The organism is bacterium, from assembly GCA_016124905.1.
Taxonomy (GTDB): domain Bacteria; phylum Pseudomonadota; class Alphaproteobacteria; order Rickettsiales; family RI-342; genus RI-342.
The window spans coordinates 172,908-194,149 of sequence record WGMV01000008.1; the positions used below are offsets into that span (position 1 = coordinate 172,908).

At 57.5% G+C, this 21,242-nt stretch carries 18 protein-coding genes; 6 read left to right on the forward strand and 12 right to left on the reverse strand.

The features are described 5' to 3' along the window. Window positions 1–7 precede the first annotated feature (7 nt). Entirely contained in the window at window positions 8–478 is a 471-nt protein-coding gene (locus tag GC177_02955; GenBank protein MBI1274915.1) for a hypothetical protein, read from the forward strand. Here GC177_02955 and GC177_02960 read toward each other — a convergent pair. From GC177_02960 to GC177_02975, 4 genes are read right to left on the reverse strand one after another with little or no spacing between them, the layout of a single operon-like run. After that, window positions 417–1,085 (reverse strand): hypothetical protein, encoded by a 669-nt coding sequence (locus tag GC177_02960; protein ID MBI1274916.1) that lies wholly within the window; start codon window positions 1,083–1,085, stop codon window positions 417–419. The two genes, GC177_02955 and GC177_02960, sit on opposite strands and share 62 nt — an antisense overlap. Next, on the reverse strand, window positions 1,082–2,749 hold the full coding sequence (locus tag GC177_02965; protein MBI1274917.1) for a hypothetical protein: 1,668 nt from the start codon (window positions 2,747–2,749) through the stop codon (window positions 1,082–1,084). Before GC177_02965 ends, GC177_02960 begins: the two co-directional genes overlap by 4 nt. A gap of 7 nt (window positions 2,750–2,756) precedes the next feature. Continuing rightward, window positions 2,757–3,959, reverse strand: a complete 1,203-nt coding sequence (locus GC177_02970) for a type II secretion system F family protein (GenBank protein ID MBI1274918.1) — start codon at window positions 3,957–3,959, stop codon at window positions 2,757–2,759. 1 nt (window position 3,960) lies between these two features. Continuing rightward, on the reverse strand, window positions 3,961–5,634 hold the full coding sequence (locus GC177_02975; GenBank protein ID MBI1274919.1) for a secretion system protein E: 1,674 nt from the start codon (window positions 5,632–5,634) through the stop codon (window positions 3,961–3,963). 652 nt (window positions 5,635–6,286) lie between these two features. On the opposite strand from GC177_02975, the gene GC177_02980 reads away from it, so the two are divergent. Continuing rightward, the gene (locus GC177_02980; GenBank protein MBI1274920.1) at window positions 6,287–7,960 is read left to right on the forward strand and encodes a hypothetical protein; all 1,674 of its coding nucleotides are present in this window, start codon (window positions 6,287–6,289) and stop codon (window positions 7,958–7,960) included. Between the two features lie 40 nt (window positions 7,961–8,000). Here the strand turns inward: GC177_02980 and GC177_02985 are convergent, their stop codons facing one another. From GC177_02985 to GC177_03010, 6 genes are all read right to left on the reverse strand, one after another. Further along, window positions 8,001–9,044, reverse strand: coding sequence for a phosphotransferase (locus GC177_02985; GenBank protein ID MBI1274921.1), 1,044 nt, complete (start codon window positions 9,042–9,044; stop codon window positions 8,001–8,003). A gap of 62 nt (window positions 9,045–9,106) precedes the next feature. Beyond that, complete coding sequence (locus tag GC177_02990; GenBank protein MBI1274922.1) at window positions 9,107–10,837, reverse strand: ATP-binding cassette domain-containing protein; 1,731 nt, start codon at window positions 10,835–10,837, stop codon at window positions 9,107–9,109. 55 nt (window positions 10,838–10,892) lie between these two features. Further along, the gene (locus GC177_02995) at window positions 10,893–12,125 is read right to left on the reverse strand and encodes an aminotransferase class I/II-fold pyridoxal phosphate-dependent enzyme (GenBank protein MBI1274923.1); all 1,233 of its coding nucleotides are present in this window, start codon (window positions 12,123–12,125) and stop codon (window positions 10,893–10,895) included. Between the two features lie 101 nt (window positions 12,126–12,226). Then, complete coding sequence (gene ychF, locus GC177_03000; GenBank protein MBI1274924.1) at window positions 12,227–13,324, reverse strand: redox-regulated ATPase YchF; 1,098 nt, start codon at window positions 13,322–13,324, stop codon at window positions 12,227–12,229. A gap of 5 nt (window positions 13,325–13,329) precedes the next feature. Then, window positions 13,330–13,914 (reverse strand): aminoacyl-tRNA hydrolase, encoded by a 585-nt coding sequence (locus GC177_03005; protein MBI1274925.1) that lies wholly within the window; start codon window positions 13,912–13,914, stop codon window positions 13,330–13,332. Between the two features lie 68 nt (window positions 13,915–13,982). Then, window positions 13,983–14,675, reverse strand: coding sequence for a 50S ribosomal protein L25/general stress protein Ctc (locus GC177_03010; GenBank protein ID MBI1274926.1), 693 nt, complete (start codon window positions 14,673–14,675; stop codon window positions 13,983–13,985). A gap of 245 nt (window positions 14,676–14,920) precedes the next feature. On the opposite strand from GC177_03010, the gene GC177_03015 reads away from it, so the two are divergent. From GC177_03015 to GC177_03030, 4 genes are all read left to right on the forward strand, one after another. Then, window positions 14,921–16,498 (forward strand): 2-isopropylmalate synthase, encoded by a 1,578-nt coding sequence (locus GC177_03015; protein MBI1274927.1) that lies wholly within the window; start codon window positions 14,921–14,923, stop codon window positions 16,496–16,498. Between the two features lie 124 nt (window positions 16,499–16,622). Beyond that, complete coding sequence (locus GC177_03020; protein ID MBI1274928.1) at window positions 16,623–17,438, forward strand: hypothetical protein; 816 nt, start codon at window positions 16,623–16,625, stop codon at window positions 17,436–17,438. After that, window positions 17,431–17,949, forward strand: a complete 519-nt coding sequence (locus GC177_03025; protein MBI1274929.1) for a hypothetical protein — start codon at window positions 17,431–17,433, stop codon at window positions 17,947–17,949. Before GC177_03020 ends, GC177_03025 begins: the two co-directional genes overlap by 8 nt. 142 nt (window positions 17,950–18,091) lie before the next feature. Further along, on the forward strand, window positions 18,092–19,177 hold the full coding sequence (locus tag GC177_03030; GenBank protein MBI1274930.1) for a hypothetical protein: 1,086 nt from the start codon (window positions 18,092–18,094) through the stop codon (window positions 19,175–19,177). On the opposite strand, the gene GC177_03035 is transcribed toward GC177_03030, so the two are convergent. After that, window positions 19,178–19,798: a ribonuclease D gene (locus GC177_03035; protein MBI1274931.1), complete on the reverse strand. Its 621-nt coding sequence runs from the start codon at window positions 19,796–19,798 to the stop codon at window positions 19,178–19,180. A 61-nt stretch (window positions 19,799–19,859) separates the two neighbouring features. Further along, the gene (locus GC177_03040; protein ID MBI1274932.1) at window positions 19,860–21,179 is read right to left on the reverse strand and encodes a hypothetical protein; all 1,320 of its coding nucleotides are present in this window, start codon (window positions 21,177–21,179) and stop codon (window positions 19,860–19,862) included. Window positions 21,180–21,242: the final 63 nt, after the last annotated feature.

Below are 21,242 nucleotides of genomic sequence, written 5' to 3' on the forward strand. Positions count from 1 at the left end.
GGCTGTATTGGCATCCGCTGAAGGCATAGGTGCTTGCGCTGGTGCTGCCGGTTCACCCGGATTGGGAGAGGGCTGGACTGCCGCGGGCGCGTCAGGTGCGGGCGACGGTGACGCCACAGGCGCGGAAGGAGCAGCCACAGGCGCCCCCGGCGCTGTTTCCACCGGTGCGGTAGGAACGGCCGGTGCGGACGACGGCGCGTCCGCAGGCGCCGGTGCGGAAATCACAGGCGTCGGTGCGGCAGGCACGGGCACTGCCGGCGTGTTCGTCACCGGTGGCGGTGCGGCAGGTGCCGTCTGTACAGCAGGCGTGGCGGGCGTATTGGTTGCCACGGCGGGGGCGGGCGCATTCTGCGCCAGCACCGTCCATGCCAGCATGCTGCCTGCAACACCCACCATCAAAGGAAGCGCGCGGCGCATCATGGCGTGGCCCCCGTGGGTGGCGCGCCTGCCGCATCGGCCGGAACATCGGCCTTGCTGACGCCGATCCAGTGGAAGGAGAAGGTGCCCTTCACCGCCTGCACCGGCTTGCCGCTGCTGATGGCATCGTAAAACGCGTCATCCATGTTGGACATACGCTCCACATTCAGTGATTCCGCCACTGTGAGCCCTGGCGCCACGCGCATCAAATGGTCGATGAACGAGAACAGCAGCTCATCGCTCAGCGCGCCCACCGTCACCGTCACCAGCGCATGCTCCGCCTTCATGCGTTGCAGCGTGAACGGGTCCTTGTCCAGCTTCACGATAGGGCTTATGGAAATCTGCGCATCCACCAGGTCGTAATGCTCCTTGAGGTACGCAATCACCTCGGTAAGTTTTTTACGGTCGAGCGTTTCCGTGTTGGGCGGGTTCTTCGCCATCAGGGTATTATAGATAGGCAGGCTGGTGCGGCTTTTGTTCAAACCGTCATCAAGGTTTTGTATGTCGCTGTTGGTGGTACGGATGCTGGTTTCAAGCTTGTGCAGCTTGTCGGCCCGGTCGGCATAGAAGCTGTAGGCAGCGAATGCCAGTACTCCGCAACCGCCGATGATGCCGCCGCACACCAGCCCGATCTTGCTCACGCGTTTTTTCAGCGCATCATACCTCATGGCGCGGGCGCTCCCGTGGCTGGTGCGTTCGGGTCTTTTATCGGCCCTTCCATGGTATAGGTGATGGACGTATCCTGCGCGGCGGGCGAGGCCTCTTTTTCTTTGTTCAAATCAACCCGGAAATCCTCAGTCCTGCTCACCACGCCGGGCAGGTTGGAGAAATTGATTTTATAATCGGGGAAGATGCCGGAAAGCTTGCGGTAAAACACCTCCGTCCGCTGCAGCAGCTCATCAATCTGCCCATCGCCCGATGGCGCATATTCCACCTTGATTTCGGCCTTCACGGGCGTGGTGCTTTGTCCCATGCTTGCGCCGCTGTTGGGGTAAGCCTCGTTGCTGCTGGCCCATTTGATGCTGTGGATAACCGTAGTTTCATCCAGCGCCTGCGCGAAGGTGGCAAGAAATTTGAGCGGGTTGTAACTATTCTTCTCAAGGAAATCGGATATTTTCGTGACCTCGGCAATCTCGTCAATGCTGGCGGGCAGCTTGTTCACCTCCGCCTGAATCTCATCTTTCCGCGCTTTGCCCTGCTTGTCCTTTTTCTCCGCGTCGCTGATGTCGCTCACCATCAGCACCCCGCTGACAATCAGCCAGATAGTGGCCACCACCGCCAGCGGAATACTGACAACCGACACCACCTTCGCGAATTGCTCGAACTGGAAAAGATCGAAAATCTTTTTCAGCTCCGGCGTAAACAGCCGGAGCACTTTTTTACGGTTGATGGCCAGCGAAATGGCAAACACGATATCGCCGAAATGGTCGCTGGGTTCCGTGGCATTGCTCACCTGCATGGCCGTGGCGATTTCATGCGGTGTTTTCACAAGAATGCGCTTGGCATTACGCTTCTCAAGCGACAGATGCGATCGGATATCCGCTGCCACAATCACCGTAAGGTCCACCCAGTCCGATGAATTGAAGCCGAGGCGCTTCAGATATTCCAACGTGCTGGTCATTTCCTGTTCGATATTGCCGGCGATCACTTCCGGCGTGGGCTCGCCCACCGGCGTGGCCATGCGGGTGAAGGCCAGCCTTCCGTTTTTCAGCACCACCTGGCGAAAGCCGCCCACCTTCTGATGGCTGACGATCAGGTGCCAGCGCACCACGGGCGCTTCCTCTTCCTCGCCTTTTTTCTTTTTGGTTTTTTTCCGCTCCGGCTTTGCGCCCTCTTCAGGAAACAGCTTGTCCAGCGACTTGCCGAGCGTTTCCGCCTCCACCGGCAGCAGGTAAATACCCTCTAAGATATTCGGCTTGTCCAGGCAGTAATCCACCCAGGTGGAAATGGGCGGGTTGTTCGCGAGTGATGCGAACATGTAATACCATTCCTTGCGGCCCGTTTTGTTGCGCCCCTGCGAAAGCGCACCCTTGATGTCCTGCGGCAGAAAGTCGCGGTCCAAACGGCGCTTGATGATTTTATTGATGCTGAGCGAGCTCACCGGCGGCAGCGTATGCTGCACATAGCTCTGGTCCATATTGTCGAACATCAACAGAATGGTCGCGCGGTTATCCGTCTGAAACAGCGAATCGAAATGCTTCACGTCATCCGGCGAAGGCGAGGGGGCGTACAAACGGCGCAGCACCGTCTTGCCTTCCATATAAACCAGGATGCAGCCGTCATCCCCAGCTGACAGAATGAATTGCCGTTTTTTTCGTAACTTGGCGGCCATTCGTGACTCAGAATTTGAGGTTGCTGAATGTCTGGTAAAGCGGCCCGAACACGCTGGCCACAATCCAGGCAATCATCATGCCGAGCACCAGCGTCATGGTGGGTTGGATCATCCCCACCAGCCGGTCCACGGCGTCGTTCACTTCGCGGTCGTAGAAAAAGTTCACGTTCTCGAGCGCTTCCTCCAGGTTGCCGCTATCCTCGCCGATCTTGAACATGCGCACCACCAGGTTGGGAAACTGGTTGGACATGCGCAGCGCATTGGTCAGCGAATTACCCTCCGACACGGCGCGTATCACCGTATCGATGGACGCATTGATCACGCGGTTATTCACCACCTTCTTCGCGCTGGAAAGACATTCCAGAATGTCGATGCCGCTGGAAAACATCACCGCGAAAAAGTGCGTGAAGCGTGCCATGTCGATCTTGCGGATCGTCGGCCCGATCACCGGGATTTTCAACGACATCAAATCGAACCGGTAGGCGAACGGTTCCGATATGCGGTAAAGCGTCGCGATCACCATGATGAGGACCACCGGCGTCGGTAATACAATATACCAGTAATCGCCCATGAAGTGAGAGAAGGCGATCAGGATTTTTGTGTGGATGGGCAGTTCAAAACCCTGACTCAGCATGAAATCCGTCAGCTTGGGCACCACGGTGAGCATCAGCGTGGTGATCACCCCGCTCACCACCACGGCCAGCACGGCCGGGTAGGCGAGCGCCTTGCGCACTTTGCGCCGCAGGTCGTTCACCCATTTCATGTGGTGGCTCAAATGGTCGAAGGATTTGGCCAGCTGGCCCGTTTTTTCACCGGCGGCAATCAGGCCGGTGAACACCGAATCGAACACGCGCGGATATTTAGCGAATGCTTTGGAAAGCACCTCGCCGCTTTTGACCGAATCGAACACGTCGGAAAGCACGTCACGCATCTTGCCGGACTGTGCCGCATCCCGTGCGTCCGAAAGCGCATCCAGCAGCGGCACGCCCGCGCGGTCCAGCTGCTCCAGCTGCAAACAGAGCAGGATCATGTCCTTGAGGTTGACCTTTGAAAAGCGTGAGCTGCCCTTCTGCTTCACGATGCGGTAATCGATCAGCTCAAGGCCGACTTCCTTCAGCCGTTCTTCCAAGTCAATGTCGTTGGCGGCGGAAAGCTCGCCCTTGATGCTCCGGGCTTTTTCATTGAGTGCGCTGTAACGGAAGGTGGGCATGTTACAACCTCGCCGTCATGTCGATATTGCCGATCAACTCTTCCATGTCGATCACGCCTTTCACCACCTTGTCCACCCCGTCATCGGCCATGCGGACAAAGCCGTTATCCATGCAATATTCCATCATCTGATTACGGGTGGCATGCTTGGCGATCAGGTCATCCAGCCCGGGGTCAAACGCAAGAATCTCGGCAATCGCCACGCGGCCCTTATAACCGCTGCCATTGCAATGTTCGCAGCCTGCGGCGTCATAAATCGTAGGGGATTCATCCGGGTCGAACCCGAGTATCTGGCATTCATCCACCGTTGCGCGGCGCGGCGCGCGGCATTTGGGGCAGAGCTTGCGCGCAAGCCGCTGCGCCAGCGCACAGATCATGGTGCCCGCAATCAAATGTGACGGAACGCCGATATCCATCAGACGCGGGATGGAACCTATCGCATCGTTGGTGTGCAGCGTGGAATATACCTGGTGGCCCGTCAGCGCCGCGCGCACGGCCATCACGGCGGTGTCCTTATCGCGGATCTCCCCGACGAAGATGATGTCCGGATCCTGACGCATCAGGGATTTGATGCCGTTGACGAAATCCGTCCCGCCCTCGCGTACGTTCGTCTGGCGGATGAGCGGCAGCTGATATTCCACCGGGTCTTCGAGCGTCATGATGTTGACCTCGATGGAGTTGATATACCCCAGCACCGAATAAAGCGTCGTCGTCTTTCCGCTACCTGTCGGGCCGGTCACAATGATGATGCCCTCCGGCCGCTTCAGCAGCTTCTTGAGCAGGTTGATGTTGTGCTCGCTGAAGCCGAGCTTATCCAGCGACACCAGCGATTTCGCCTTGTCAAGCGTACGCATCACGATATTCTCGCCATGCACCATCGGGTGCGCGGCCACGCGAAAGTCCACCTCGCGGCCCATGGCGTTGAAAGCGATGCGCCCGTCCTGCGGCTGGCGCGTCTCGGCGATGTTCATGTTGGACATGATCTTGATGCGCACCAGCATCGCCGCCCAGTAGCTCAGGTGGAACGAGCGCACCTGCTTCAAACTGCCGTCAATGCGGTAACGCAGCCGCAGAAAGTTCCCCTCCGGCTCAAAATGGATGTCGGATGCGCCCTGCTTGATGGAATCCAGCAAAATGGCGTTCACCAGACGCACGGTCGGGTTCACATATCCGTCCGTTTCACCTTCCAGCACCACCTTCTTGCTGCGGATGCCGGTTTCGATCTCTTCCAGAATCCCGTCGATCGACATCTCGTAATCGTAATATTTGTCGATCAGCTCGAGGATTTCCGTCTCCGAGCAGAACACCGGGATCAGCTGCGTGTTCTTCGGGAAGAAACGGCGGATCTGGTCAATGGCCAGCACGTTGAACACATCCGCCATGGCGATTTTAACCGTATCGCCCGCCATCTCCACGGCCAGCACCTTCTGGCGCATGGCCACATCCTTCGGGATGGTGCGGATCACGGCACTGTCCAGCACTGCCGTCTTGGGGTCAAACCGCTGCGTGCCGGAGCTTTCGGCCAGTACTTCCGTCAGCGCGCTCTCGGTGAGGAAGCCCATCTCCACCAGAATCTGCCCCACCAGCTTTCGGCTTCGCTTTTGTTCCTGCAGCGCAATCTGCAACTGGTCGTCGGAAATCAGCCCCAGTGAAATCAGCTTTTCCCCGATGCGCATCGGCCGTTTCGGCTGGTCGGGCGCGCTTCCGGCTGCGGCGGCTTGTGGCGCGGCGGGGGGGGCAGGCGGCACGGCGGCGGCGGCCATGGGGTTGGTGGGAGGCTGCTGGGCGGCGGCGGGTGCGGGCGCGGCGATAGCCGGTTGGGCGGCCAGGGGTTGTTGAGGGGCAGGCGGTGGTGGCGCGGGCTGGGCGGGGGCAAAATTCTGCAACTGCACCTGCTGGGCGTTCAGCGGCGTGCTTTGCAGCACCGCGCCCTGTCCGGCAAGGCTGAGGCCGCTGAGCGGCGAGGCGCCGGGCTGGCCCGCCGACTGTACGGGTTGAGCGGGCGCACCAGCCGGGGCTGCGCCTTGCGGCGCATTATCCTGGCGCTTCCAGGCGCCGCTGAATGCATTGGAAAAATCCGACCCGTCTGCCATCAACCCTTTTACCCCTTCCTACATATACTAACGTAAATACATAATTTACGCTATATATTGTGTGTGCATGGCTGAAACAAAGTGAAAATTCAAGAAACCCTTAACATTCATGCGCATGCCGCACCATATGCAAATTCTTTGCCAATGGGCGGGTTAGTGAAAACCGTAAAGCTTTTGCAATCTTTTCCCGCTAGTCTGGAAGCCGTAAAATGCTTTAGGAATCAAGCGCCGTCTCATGGCCGATATGAATCCCGATCATGTATTGGAACTGCTGAAGGCCTTGCCGCAGCCGCTGGCTGGCGCTGCGCCTTCCTACCTTCATTACAATATGGTGCCTTCGCATGAAGAAACAAGGGGCGCCATCGCAAGCGAGGCCCGCCACGCCTTGCCCGATGCGAGAGGTGAGGGATACAGCCGTTATTATCTGGGCGAGGCCCGCCAGAGCCAGTTGATTGTTTCCCAACAGGTTGCCGGTGCGCTGGTGGCGTTGCGCCATGCGCCGGATGCCGATGCATTCGCCGCCTACCTCGCTCAGTATATGGGGTTTGGCCATGAGGGAGCGGCGGCCGAGCGCCTGGCTGAAATCAAGCCGCTGTTCGATCTGCTCAAGCCGCTTTTCACAGGCGACGCCGTCAAGCCCGGCCAGCCCTTCAACGAGGCGCAGGCCGAAGCCCTCAAGGCCATCGTCACCCGCGGCTTCAACCAGAACCAGCAGCCCGAAGGGTTCGAGGCCGCCGCCCCGGTCATCGACGAAATCCTCGCCGACGGCAAATTACGCGACACGCTGGTAAACGTCACCGCCGATGCCAAATGGCTGAAGGACGCCAAGCCCAACCTCGGCATGATCCGTGGCAAAGCAGGCGATGTCGATCAACATATCGGCATGAAGAACAACGAGTTGCTGATGGTTCTTCAGGCAGCGCGTCGCTATGGCGGCATCGGCCTGAACGATGCCTCATCCGCCAACCCGGTCAATAAATTCGACACCGACGACCGTCGCCCGTTCCCCGATAACCTGGCCGACCGCGTGGCACCCGTGGCCAAGCGTTACCAGTCCGGCGTGCGGTTGTTCCTCACCCTGGCCAGCGCCCGCAAGGAACATGGCGACAAAGCCATGAGCGAAAGTGAATGGCAGCGCATGGAACAGGCAGGCAGGGTGCTGCACGCCGCCGCCGTGGAAAGCGTCATCAAGGGGCTCGGTCAGTCCGAGCGTGACGACCTGAAAAAACTCGCCGCCGAGCAACCGGCCTACGCCCCGCTTATCCGCTCCGCCCTTAACGATGCCACGCCCGCCGCTCCCACGCGGCTCACCCCGCAGCAACTGATGGAAATGATCACCCATTCGCCCGCCAGCGCCGTTCCATCCGTCATGGCCATGCTGCGCGGCGGGCCTTCCATGCTGCAAACGACCGACACCGCCATCCGCCAATCTGCCGATATGGCCTACCGCGCCGCCTTCGCCGCCGATGACCCCACGCTGAAACAGATCGATGCGCTTACCGCCCGCTTGAAGAACCATGCCGCCCTTACGGTGGAATTGGAAAAAGAACGCGATGCCGTGCTGGCGCAATTGCCGCCCGGTGCCAGCCGCGATCCGCTGAATGCCGAAATCGACATCGCCAACCAGTTTAGCCGCACCATGGAAAACCTCAAGGATACGGTCGGCATCCCCGTTTACGCCCAGGGCCGCGCCTACGGCATCAAAATGGTCGCCTACATGCAGCAGGCGCTGGAGCAACTCATCGGCAAGGATTCACCAGACCGCATCCTCGCCCTTTCCACCGCCGCCGAAATGGGAACCCTCTCATTTGATACGGCTAATGTCGCTGATCAACAGATGATCAATCAAATTCAAGAAGCTGTCAGTGCAAAACAAACAGGCGATGATCCTGCAGCGCCGGTTAAATAGCGAGCATTACTGGTACAGGCGGGGTTTAGGCGCAGAGGGGTTACGCAACGTCTAACCCAAGAGCGCCGCTGTCTGCTGCAATGCTGATAATGGCATTGTCCAATACACCGCAACAGCTGTTGATAATGGCATTGCCCTTTTCTAAAGCTAAAGCAACGCCCTCGGACGTTTCGCGGTTTAATCCCCCCCGATAAATGGCGGCTGCCATATCCAGGTAGGCAATCTGTTTAATCAGTAGCGGAATGGCAAGAAGCTCATCCTGCGATAAGCAGCGTTCGGTTTGATAACCGCCGATGGCTGTTTTGACCAGTTCAGGGTTGATATGACCTTTCCCATCATGGCATGAACTGTAAATATATTGAGCAAGGTCTTTTACGAGGCAGGAATATTTCAACTTTTCCATGTCGATGAAGGTAACATCGTCGCCATGGTAAATAATGTTGGACTGCCAAACATCCCCGTGAATAAGTCCCTTTGGCAGATCCGTAGTGGCATGTTTCACGGCCTGCATGGTAATGAGGCAATCCGGTTTTGCACATGCAAGCAGGTCTTCAAGGCTAACATTCCCGTGCGTAATAATGGAGCCTGCAATACCAACCATACTGCGGGCATAACTGGACAGCGCGCCAATCAGGCTGCCACCATTACGCTTGGCTGATAATTCGCTGCCATCAACGGGCACGTTGAGAGAGGCGTTGTGAAAATGGGCAAGAGCCCGGGACGTAAGATAAATTTCCCGGGGCACAGGTTTTTGGATTTGTTCGCCTGTGACCCATTGGCTAAGGAAGCATTCCTTGCCATTCCATGTTGCTGCCTGCCCCACGTAAGGAGTAATAGGAGCTCCCTGTTGTATCAGTTGTTGCGTGTAATAAACGATATCGTGAGCCGAAAGGGTACGAAGAGGGCTTTCCTCAAGCAGATGCAAGCCATATTCGCCGTCGCTTGTGGTTAGTTTATACGTGGTATTCGTAATGCCGTCACTCATGGGAGTGAGGGAAAGCGGTTCACCCAGCTGATCCTGCAAGCCAACGGCATCCAGGATGCTCCCGACCTGGTTTAGCTGCAATGTTGTAAAAACCGCCATGTTTAAGCCCCATATTTTAGCCTAAACTATAAAACAACTTTATTAAACCTGTGTGACGTGGCTTAGGCCGCCAGCTGCAGCTCCGCCAGCCTTGCATACAGCCCTTGCTCCTTCACCAGTTCCTGATGGGTGCCCTCGGCCACCACGCGCCCGCCATCCATTACCACGATGCGGTCGGCCGCGCGGACGGTGCTCAGGCGGTGGGCGATGATGATGGTCGTGCGTCCCTGCATCACCGTTTCCAGCGCTTTTTGCACTTCCATTTCGTTTTCGGCATCCAGCGCGGAGGTCGCCTCGTCCAGCAGCAGCACGCGCGGATTGCGCAAAATGGCGCGGGCCAGCGCAATCCGCTGGCGCTGCCCACCGGAAAGACGGATGCCGCGTTCGCCTAAAAAGCTCTCGTACCCCTGCGGCAGCGCCATGATGAATTCATGCGCGCGGGCGGCTCTGGCCGCCTGCATCACTTCCTCATCACTCGCATCCGGCCTGCCGCAGCGGATATTCTCCCATGCATCGGCGGAGAAAATCGCCGGGTCCTGCGGCACCAATGCGCATTCGGCGCGCAAGCTTTGCGGGTCAAGCTGGTTGATATTCACCCGGTCCAGCGAAATCCTGCCCGATGACGGGTCGTAAAAACGCAGCAGCAAGGCAAACACCGTGCTTTTTCCCGCGCCGCTTGGGCCGACGAGGGCGACCTTTTCGCCCGGTTTGACGGCGAGCGTGAAATCTTCCAGCGCATTCTGGTTCGGCCGGGTCGGGTAATGAAAGCTCACATGTGCGAAGTCCAGCGCGCGTTCGCTCTGGTCGGGCAGGGTGGCCGGTTCTGCCGGGGCGGTGATGGTGGCGGGCTGGTGCATCAGCTCCACGATGCGCTCCGCCGCGCCGCCCGCGCGCTGCAGGTCGCCGATGATTTCGCTGATGGCGCCCACCGCGGCAGCCACCACGACCGAATAAAACACGAACGCCGAAAGATCGCCCGGAGAAATATGCCCCGCGATCACCTCGCGTCCGCCGACCCACAGCACCACGCCGATGGCGCCGAATACCATGCCGATGACGATCGAGGTCAGCCAGGAGCGTGTCTGAATCCGGCGAATGGCCATGCCGAGCGCATCATCCACCCGCTGTTGAAAGCCGATGCTGCGCTGAGTTTCCAGGCCATAGGCCTGCACCATGCGGATGCTGCCGAGCGTCTCTTCCATATGCACGCTCACATCCGCCACCTTGTTTTGGCTCTCGCGTGAAAGCGCACGCACCCGGCGGCCCAGGATGATGATGGGTATCACCACCAGCGGGATGATGCCGAGCACATAGCTGGTCAGCGTCACGCTGGTGATGATGAGCATGATCAGCCCGCCCACCAGCAGCATGGCGTTGCGCAGGGCGAAGGTGACCGTGTTCCCCACAACCGATTGCAGCAGCGTGGTGTCCACCGTCATGCGGCTGAGAATCTCGCCCGTGCGCGTGGTGTCAAAAAACTCCGGCGACAGGCTCACCACATGCCGGAACAGGTCGCGCCGGATATCGGCCACCACATGCTCGCCCACACTGGCGATGTAGAAGCTGCGCGCGAAAGACGCCACCGCCAGCATGCCGATCATGCCGATCAGCACCAGGAAGGAACGGTCCAGCAGGTGCGGGTCGCCCTTGCCGAGCCCCTCATCCACCAGAAAGCGCAGCCCATGCCCCATGCTGAGGACGGAAATGGCCGTGAAGCTCAGCGCAATCAGCGCCAGCACCATCTGCCTGCGGTAAGGACGGCAATAGGAAAACAGAAAGCGCAGGCTTTTCATGCTGCCCTTGCCGCGACCGCTATCCGGAAGATGGGGTGAGGCCACCGCGCGCGCCCTAGCTCAGCTTGCCCACGGCTGCGGCGATGCGCTGCACGGCCGTTTCCAGCACGGCATCGGAGGTCGCGTAGGAAATACGGAAATAGGGATCCAGCCCGAATGCCGTTCCCTGCACCACCGCCACCAGCGCCTCTTCCAGCAGATAGGCGGCCAGGTCGTCGGAACTCTGGATGAGCTTGCCCTGCGGCGTTTTCTTGCCGATCAGCCCCCGGCAGGAAGGATAGACGTAAAACGCGCCCGAGGGCGTCATGCAATCCAGCCCGTCGATGGCGTTCAGCCCGTTCACCACCAGGTCGCGCCGGCGCTGAAAGCTCTTGCGCCAGTCGGCCAGGAATTCCTGCGGGCCGTTGAGCGCGGCCACCGTCGCATGCTGCGTGATGGAGGTGGGGTTGGAGGTGCTTTGCGAGGCGATCATCGTCATGGCCTTGATGAGCGGCTCCGGCCCTGCGGCGTAACCCATGCGCCAGCCTGTCATGGCATAGGCCTTGGACACGCCATTGACCGTCAGCGTGCGCTCATACATTTCCGGTGCCACTTCCGCCAGCGTGTGAAACGCAAACCCGTCATACACCAGATGTTCGTAAATATCGTCCGCCAGCACCATCACCTGCGGGTGGCGCTTCAGCACCGCCGCCAGCGCAATCAGCTGGTCCTTGGTGTAGGCCGCGCCCGTCGGGTTGGAGGGCGAATTCAAAATCAGCCAGCGCGTGCGCGGCGTAATAGCCGCCTCCAGCAGCGCGGGCGAAAGCTTGAACCCGTCCGTTTCCGGGCATTGCACGATCACCGGCTCGCCACCCGCAAACGCCACCATATCCGGGTAGCTCACCCAGAACGGGGCAGGGATGATCACTTCATCGCCTTCATTAAGGCTGGCCAGCAACGCATTGAAAATAATGTGCTTGGCGCCGGTGCCGACCGTGATCTGCTTGGTGCTGTAGCTCAGCTTATTCTCACGCTTGAACTTATCCGCGATCGCCTGCTTCAACGCGGGGATGCCATCCACCGGCGTGTATTTCGTCTGACCCTTGGCCAGCGCGTCAATCGCGGCCTGCTTGATATGGTCCGGCGTGTCGAAATCCGGCTCGCCCGCACCCAGGCCGATCACATCCTTGCCTGCGGCTTTCAGTTCGGCCGCCTTGGTCGTCACCGCAATGGTGGGGGAGGGCTTCACGCGCCTCAGGCGATCGGCCAGTTGCACGGCAGAAACGGTGGAAAGATTGGCGGCAGGCATACCCATAAACATCCCTCAGGCAAAGTTCACCCGCAAAATACGCCAGCCTGTGCGAATGCCAAGCGAAACTTGGCGAGAATCATTCGCAGCCCAAGCGGGTGTTACACGTTGAAGCGGAAATGATACACATCGCCGTCCTGCGTTCTGTATTCTTTTCCTTCCAGCCGCAGCTTGCCCATCTCCTTGGCCTTGGTCTCGCCGCCCAGCGCGACATAATCATTATACGCAATCGTTTCCGCTACGATGAACCCACGCGCGAAATCCGTATGGATGACGCCAGCGGAATTCTGCGCCGTCGTGCCCTTGGTCACCGTCCAGGCGCGTGCTTCCTTCGGCCCCACGGTGAAGAAGGTGATAAGCCCGAGCAGATCGTAGGCCGCGCGGATCACGCGGCTAAGGCCCGTCTCTTCCAGCCCCAGCGCGCCGAGAAATTCTTTCTTCTCCTCGTCGGATTCCAGCACGGCAACTTCGGATTCGATCTTGGCCGACACCACCACATGATGCGCGCCCTCCGCCTTGGCCATCTCCGCCACCTGCTTGGAAAATTCATTGCCCGTGGCGGCCGAGCCTTCATCCACGTTGCACACATACAAAACCGGCTTGGCCGTGATGAGCTGAAGCAAACGGAAGGTCGCCGCATCCTCCGGCGCAACTTTCAGCGCGCGCGCTGGCTTGCCTTCCGAAAGCAGGGGGATGAGCTGTTCCACCAGCTTCAGCTGCGCCGCCGCTTCCTTGTCATTGCCTTTAGCCTTTTTCTGCAGGTTCGGCAGGCGCTTTTCCAGGCTATCCAGGTCCGCCAGCAGCAATTCCGTATTGATGATCTCGGCGTCGCTCTTTGGGTCCACGCGGCCTTCCACATGCGTCACGTCGCCATCGTCAAAGCAGCGCAGCACGTGCAAAATGGCATCCACCTCGCGGATATGCGCCAGAAACTGGTTGCCCAGCCCTTCGCCCTTGCTCGCCCCGCGCACCAGTCCTGCGATATCCACAAATTCCAGCTGGGTCGGGATGAGCTTTTGCGAACCGGCAATCGCTGCCAGCTTGTCCAGCCGTGGGTCGGGCACCGCCACTTTGCCGTTATTCGGCTCAATGGTGCAGAAAGGATAATTCGCGGCTTCCGCCGCAATCGTGTTCAGCAGCGCGTTGAACAGGGTGGATTTACCCACATTCGGAAGCCCCACAATACCGCACGCAACCATCTTAACTATCCTTTCACCTTCAATTCCGCCGAAGCGAAACCATTAATATGCTCTACAAACCGCTCGGGCTTTTCCTGCCACTCGGGCATCACCTCGCACAGTTTGGCAATTGCATCGTCCAGCGCCACGCGTTCCGCCTTGTCGAAATCGGAAAGCACATGCCCATGCACCATCTCGCGCCTGCCGGGATGACCGATGCCAAGCCGCACACGCCAATAGCCCTGTCCAAGCACCCTGTCCATGTCTTTCAGGCCATTATGGCCCGCCGGGGTGCCGCCGAGCTTGGTTTTCATCCGCCCCGCGGGCAGGTCCAGCTCGTCATGAATCGCCATGATCTTCTCAGGCGGTATCTTATAAAAGCCTGCCGCCTCCACCACACTGATACCGCTGCGGTTCATGAAGGTCTGCGGCTTCAACAGCAGGGTTTTGACGCCGCCGATGCTGCCTTCCGCCATATGCCCCTTGAACTTGCTGCGCCATTCCGCAAACCCGTATTTATCGGCAAGCGCATCCACCGCCATAAAGCCCGCATTATGCCGCGTGGCCTCATATTCCTTGCCTGGATTACCTAACCCAACGATGAGCAGCATAAGAAACCTTCAACAAAAAAGCGGAGAAACCGTGTGGTTTCTCCGCTTCAGAGTCAAGCGCGAAACGCTTACTTCTTGGCAGCGGCCTTATCGCCACCTTTATCGCCTTCAGCGGCCTTGTCGCCTTCGGCACCGGCAGCGGCTGCGCCCGGCGCGCCGGATTCATCTTCGTCTTTCTGACCGCGGCGGCCCACAATCGTGCAGATGGTGAAGTCACGCTCGGTAATGGTCGGGGTTGCGCCCTGCGGCAGTGCGATATGGCTGATATGGATGGACTGGGCCATTTTCACATCCGACAAGTCGATATCGATCACCTGCGGAATATGGTCCGGGTCGCACATCAGTTCCAGGTCGCGGCGCACGATGTTGAGCGTGCCGCCTTTTTTGATGCCGGGAGATTTGTCGGCGCCGTTGAAGCGCAGCGCCACTTTCACGCGCACTTTTTCGCCGGGGGCGACGTAATGGAAATCCACATGCTCCGGCTTGTCCGTCACCGGGTGCAGCTGCACGTCGCGCGGAACGGCACGGAGTTTTTCCTTACCGCCGGTCAGGATTTCAAACACATGGGAATAAAAGCCCGGGCGGTTATACAGGCCGAGGAACTCGCGCTCATCCAGGCTGATATAGGCGTTTTTCTCAAGGCCTTTGCCATAAACAACGGCCGGAATGCGGCTGCTGCGGCGCACTTCGCGGGCTTCGCCGCGGCCTTTGCCTTCGCGGGTTTGGGCATGAAGTTCGTATTTGATCGACGTCGCTACCATGGGAATCTCCTACTCTCGGACGTTATTACATAAGGGCGCGCCATGTAGCACCAAATCCCTGGCCTGGCAAGAAATATCCCGTTTTTCTCGTCATTTCCGCGAAAGCGGCAATCCAGCCGACAGCCCGTTACATTCCGGCAGCTGCGAAATGCATGAAAAACCGGCCTTTTGCGCCGCACCCATGCTTGCACAAGGCAAAACCTGCTATAAGATAATGGACTCATCCCATCAAAAGGCACCTCCTCATGGCCAAACAGGAACAAGTCATCATCTTCGACACCACGCTCCGCGACGGCGAACAATCCCCCGGCGCCACCATGCATATGGAAGAGAAGCTGCTGGTGGCCGAAGCGCTGGACGCCATGGGCGTGGACGTGATCGAGGCCGGTTTCGCCATCGCCAGCCAGGGTGATGCCGGTGCCATTCAGCAGATTTCCAAGGTGGTGAAAAATGCCACCATCTGCTCGCTCGCGCGTGCCTTGCGCAAAGATATCGACGCCGCGGGCGAATCCCTGAAACACGCGAAAAAGAAGCGCATCCACACCTTCATCTCCACCAGCCCGCTGCACATGGAGTTCAAGCTCAAAATGTCGCCCGAAACGGTGCTGGAAGCCATCCATGACAGCGTCTCCTATGCCCGCAACTACACCGACGACGTGGAATGGAGCAGCGAGGACGGCTCCCGCAGCGAGCATGATTTTCTCTGCAAGGCTATCGAAACCGCCATCAAAGCGGGCGCCAGGACCATCAACATCCCCGACACGGTCGGCTATGCCGTGCCGGAGGAATATGCCGCCCTCATCCGCATGGTGAGAAACCGCGTCCCCAATATCGATCAGGCCGTCATCTCCGTCCATTGCCATAACGACCTCGGCCTGGCGGTGGCCAACAGCCTGGCGGCCCTTGGGGCAGGGGCACGGCAGATCGAATGCACCATCAACGGCCTGGGCGAGCGCGCCGGCAATGCGGCGATGGAAGAAATCGTCATGGCCATCCGCACCCGCAGCGACCTGCTGCCATTTAAAACCAACATCAAAACCGAGCACATCACCCGCATTTCCCGCCTGGTTTCCCAGGTCACCGGCTTTGCCGTGCAGAAGAATAAATCCATCGTCGGGGCCAATGCCTTCGCGCATGAATCCGGCATCCACCAGCACGGCATGCTCGCCAACCGCAATACCTATGAGATCATGACGCCCGAATCGGTGGGCTTAAGCAAATCCGAACTCGTGCTTGGCAAACATTCCGGCCGCCACGCCTTCGTCTCCAAGCTGAAGGAACTCGGCGTCGATCTGGGCGACAGCCAGGTGGACGAGGTGTTCGAGCAGTTCAAATCCCTCGCCGACCGTAAAAAGGAAATCTACGACGAGGACATCCTCTCTCTCATCAGCCCCAACGCCCTCAAGCGCAACCAGCGCCTGCAATTCAAGGAACTCTGGGTGGAATGCGGCTCCAAAGGCCAGAAGGCCCGCCTGACGCTTGCGATTGACGGCGAGGACTACACCGCCACCACCAGCGGCAACGGCCCGGTGGATGCCACCTTCAAAGCCATCAGCTCCATCCTTCCGCACGAGGCCACGCTCCAGCTTTACCAGGTCCACGCCGTCACCAAAGGCACCGACGCCCAGGCCGAGGTCACTGTCCAGCTCTCCGACGGCAAACGCAAATATAACGGCCACTCCGCCGACCCCGACACCCTGGTCGCCTCCGCCCAGGCCTACATCCACGCCCTCAACCACCTCATCGACGCCCACGAGAAACAAGGCGAAACCTTCCAGCCAGCCAGCTATTCCCAGTTGCAGAAATCCGGCCTGAGCGCATAACGGTAGGGGGCAAGTAGCTGAAGTTAAATGGCAAAGCAACGCAAAGTCTTGTCCAACACCAAATTATTAATAAATTAATTATTTGGTGCTAGTATATGGTTCATATTATACAGAGACTTAGCTTATGACAGCCAATACAGACTCATGGAAGACGCTTCAACAGGCATATAAAGCTCTGAAGGACTTTAGGTCAGTGATCGGAACAGCAACCGTTGATGACGCGGAAATGTCAGGTTATTTGGCTGAAATAATTATAGATTTCAATGACATGGTTAAAAACGCCCAGAATCAGAACTTTGATTTGGCATTAAATAGTATCGGTGCAATCGCATTCAAATTGTTTGGTAGCGAAGTCGATGAGGACCTTCGCCAGACATTGAAAGACCTGCGCGGCGCTTTGCAGGATAAATTTGGTTTTCCAAAAGATCAGGAATTAGTCGGCGCTTTAAAAAACTATCAGACACTTGCTCACGGCATTCAAAGCTTGAACGATATTGAGGTCAAGCTTCCACCAAATTACAATGATTATGAGTTGGGTGGCACAGACCAGGCGAGTTTTTTTGCCAGGCGTTTTGCTTCCGCAGTAGTCAACTCTAGCTTTGTTATCATTGGTACAGATGCCAAATCCCCTTACCATGTGCCTTGGGTAACGGGGCAGTTGAACATAGCGGTTCGTGACATGATGCTGCAGAACATGGACGTAGCGCCTTTCCTGGCCGAAGTTACAGCTGGCACCATGCGGGAGGCCATCCAGGTTGGCATGCATCCCAGTCAGGCCGCGCTGATGGCCGGTAAGGTAGTGGGCTCTGCCTTGAGGGGAATCGAGGTCGATAAGAATGCTCTTGGCGGGTCTACTCAGGAAATGCTCGCATCCATCTATGATGATACACAAGCCGCTGCACTGAGTAAGGTATTGAATATCGGGCTGACCAATGTCTGATATTCGGCGTGATAATGCGTATTCCCTGACACTGGCTGGCCAGCTGGCAATGGCGTTCAGCCAGCAGGAAGTAATTGCGGCCAGCCCATCCTTCATCCATGTAGGCTCTATCATCACACGCGAGGAGCATGGCACGATTATCGAGAACGTGACCAGACTCGTTGACGATATCAACAAGGCCTACGCCGTTTCACAGGAAGAGATTTCTCATCAGGATTTGAACATATCCATCAGCAGGTCGGCAAAAAACAAAGCACTCAAGAATTTCGTGTGCATCGCTTTCATTAACTTCTCGGATATGCAAGGTGAGGATACGGGGGCATATCTCAAATGCACCCTGCTCAATCTCTGCTCATTATTGACCGATCTTAGGGCCAAAGCGGTGAATCTGAACGATTATGGCGAGGTTTTATACCTCTCCCCTATGGAGAATGCAGGTTTCATGAGGATATTTATCATGAACCAATATGGCTTCGATGAGCGTGCGGCGAACCTGCATAGGCTTTCTTGAAGGGTCGTTGCATTCCAGTTATGTTAATTCTGCATATAAATCAGGTGCTCTGCAATAGAATCGCCACAGTACGGCAATCAAAATGTCATGATGCGGCGCTATAAGCGACATCATTGATTCAGCTTATAAGCGGTATAGTTACATGTCGGTTGCACAAATACTGGAAAATGTCCTGAAGGATGATCTGGCGGGCCTGAATGCCACCCACGACATCTACAACAAGATTGCCACATATGGGGCAATGTCGTCCCACGATGAAGGAAAATACGATATTTTTAAAGAAATCATGGGTTTGGCTATCGAGTTGGCCGCCGATGCCCAGCGTCTCACCAATACCAAAGACAAAGCGGACGATTTGATTGGCGCAGCAAACGCCCTGGAGGCCAAGCTTTCGCCCAACGCCAAACGCGTTATTTTGAGTACCCTCGCGTTAACGCAGGCATATACCTTGGTAGAAATTGCGCTGGATGTTTACCTGGGGATTGGCATATTCCAGGACATCCCCCAGGATGTGACTGAGCATGGCCGTGTAACTGGATGGGCGAATCGCCTTAATCATAATGCTAATTTTCGGCTCTATCAGCTGATTCAGAGTGCCGATGCGCTGGTAGGCAGGACCGGTGCCGTTGAGGATCTCTTGAGCCACGATAACCCGACGATTGAACTGCGTGGGTTAGGGCTGATTACGGCCCAGTTAAATGCATTTCTGAACTCGCCCACAATTCAATATTTCGTAAAAGGTGAGCCCTTGGAAGAGGCGCCCGCTACACCTGCGCAAGTGGGGGCCCAGCTGGAAGCCACACTCAGCGAAACTGCAGTTATGGTGGCCGAAAGCGATCTGACCCTGGCAGATGAAACGCCGAATGTTGACGCGGCTCTTCCGGTACTTGAGCACGTGGATGAAGAATCCGAAGTAACGACCAAGATTGTTACAGCAGACTTGGCAACGGATTTACGGTTGGCATTGGATGCTAAAGCCCAGAACCTGCAAATGCCGCTTAGTACGGCGGAAAGAATCGTAGCCGATCTCGCGGCGATAGAAGGGCTGGATCATAATAAAACAGCGCTGCAAGAGGTGAACGAGCTCCTGGATGATGATGCCCAGCTGAAGAGATGGGTGCTTAACATGCCCGAAGCCAATATTGTGGGATATGGCAGTAAAGCCATTGCCAGCATCATTCACGAGGCATTTGACCGCGTGGCACAGCAATCCAGGGCCGCCGAATAATCAGCTATGCGCGAAAATATCCGTCTCTTCCCAGCCCAGGCAGTCCAGCTTGGCGCGGGAGGGGAGGAAGCCGAAACATTTCTCAGCCAGTTCCAGCCGGTTTTCCCGTTTCAAACGGCGCGTGAGTTCGTCGCGCAGCTTGTGCAGGTGCAGCACATCGCTGGCGGCATAGGCCAGTTGCGCGTCGCTTAAATTCTCAGCCGCCCAGTCGCTCGATTGCTGCTGCTTGGAAAGCTCCACGCCGAGCAGCTCGTTGCACACATCCTTCAGCCCGTGCCGGTCCGTATAGGTGCGCACCAGCTTGGAGGCGATTTTGGTGCAGAACACCGGCTGCGTTTCAATTTCCATCCAGCGCCAGAACATGCCCACGTCAAACCGTGCGAAATGGAATATCTTGGTGCGTTTGGCATCCGTCAGCAGCGTGCGCAAATTCGGTGCGCTGTAATCACGCCCGTCGAATTTCACCAGATGAATCGCCCCCGTCTCATCCGAAATCTGCACCAGGCACAGCCGGTCGCGCATCAGCGAAAGTCCTGTGGTTTCGGTATCCACGGCCAGGTCGCCCTTGAGATTCAGCCCGGTAGGCAGGTCCTGATGATGAAGGGTGAATGCAGCGCTCATAAATCCCTTTGCAGCAATGTTACCTGAATGGGTTACAATGCTGCCAGGGTGCGGTCAAGCCTCAGGCCATCAGCTGTGGCACGCCTGGGCCGGGTAGGGCTCCTCCGCCCTGATGCGCAAGCAATGCGGTGAGAACATCGGCAAGCTGGATGCGCGGGGTATTGGCCGCAGCCAGGATGTGATCCGGCAGACTATCATGGCGCTCATGCCATCGTGTGGGAAGTTCGCTCACACGTTCATGTTCCGGCAGTGAACGGCTGTACTCATAATCATTGGCAGCCTCGTCGATGATGTTCCAATCCCCCCGGCCTGCTTGCCATAATGAGTCAAAATCGAACCATTCCCACACATGGCGCAACTGCATTTCCATCTGCGCCCAGCGCCCATAAAGGGCATGCGCCTCGGCCTCGTTATCGATCTGGAGGTGATCATATTGTTTCAGGGCCTCGAATGCTTCCGCAACGTTGCCTTCCATCAGCCCGGTATCAAGGGAACGCAGATAGGCAATCATGTCCTGCCCGAATAGGGCAAGAAACGGCTCGGCGGAAAAATTGAGATGCAGACTCTCAAGCTGGCCGTGATTCGACCAGTGCCCGGCCCAGAGCGTTTCAATATCCGGAATATGCTTGCGCAGCAGCGCCATGCACATCCCTGCTTTCGTGGTATTCGCCAGATGCGATGCTTTATGATTAAAGCCGGGAACACCCATGCCCTTGTCGGCAAGGATGGAGCCATGCAACGAGGAATGGCCCACGAAGTTGCACTGAAAGCCGCGTTCACGCGGTTTCAGTGCGCCCTCATCGCTGCTGCTCTTATAATAGCCGCTGCCATATACCATGCGAAACAGCGCATCTTCATGAGGAGGGTTGTAGACTTCCCTCGGCATGGCATATTCAGGTGCCGCATGGTCATAGATCATCTGCAGCACGGCGGGCTCATCCGCCACAATGATGCCAAGTTCGCAGATGGCGCGAACCTGCCAGTCGGCGTCCGGTCCTGGGGCAGGGGTCAATGACATGCTGCTGGCCACCGCGGCCTCTAATGCGGGCTGGCCGCTGAGGGCGGCTTCAAACAAGTGCCAGGGTATGGTGATAACCGGATCAGAGGATTTTCCGCCATAGCGGGGATGTTCCGTAAGGGTGATGGCGGAAGGAACTTCCAGATCATAATGACGCCCCCATTCCGAAAGCAGCGTGCGTGTTTCAACGGGAACCGACCGGTAATCCGGATGATGCGCCCTCAGCCATGCCGTGATCTGAACCAGGTCGTCATAAGGCGTATGCTGGGCGGTATTGGGATAACTGGCATAGACAATGCCATTGGCCTTATCCAATACCCAGCCTGGGGTGATGTCCTGGATACGATCGGGTGCTGATAGCATAATGGCCTGCTTTTATATGTGCGGGCCATTCATATAATCCACACATGAAGCTTATGTGGCAGA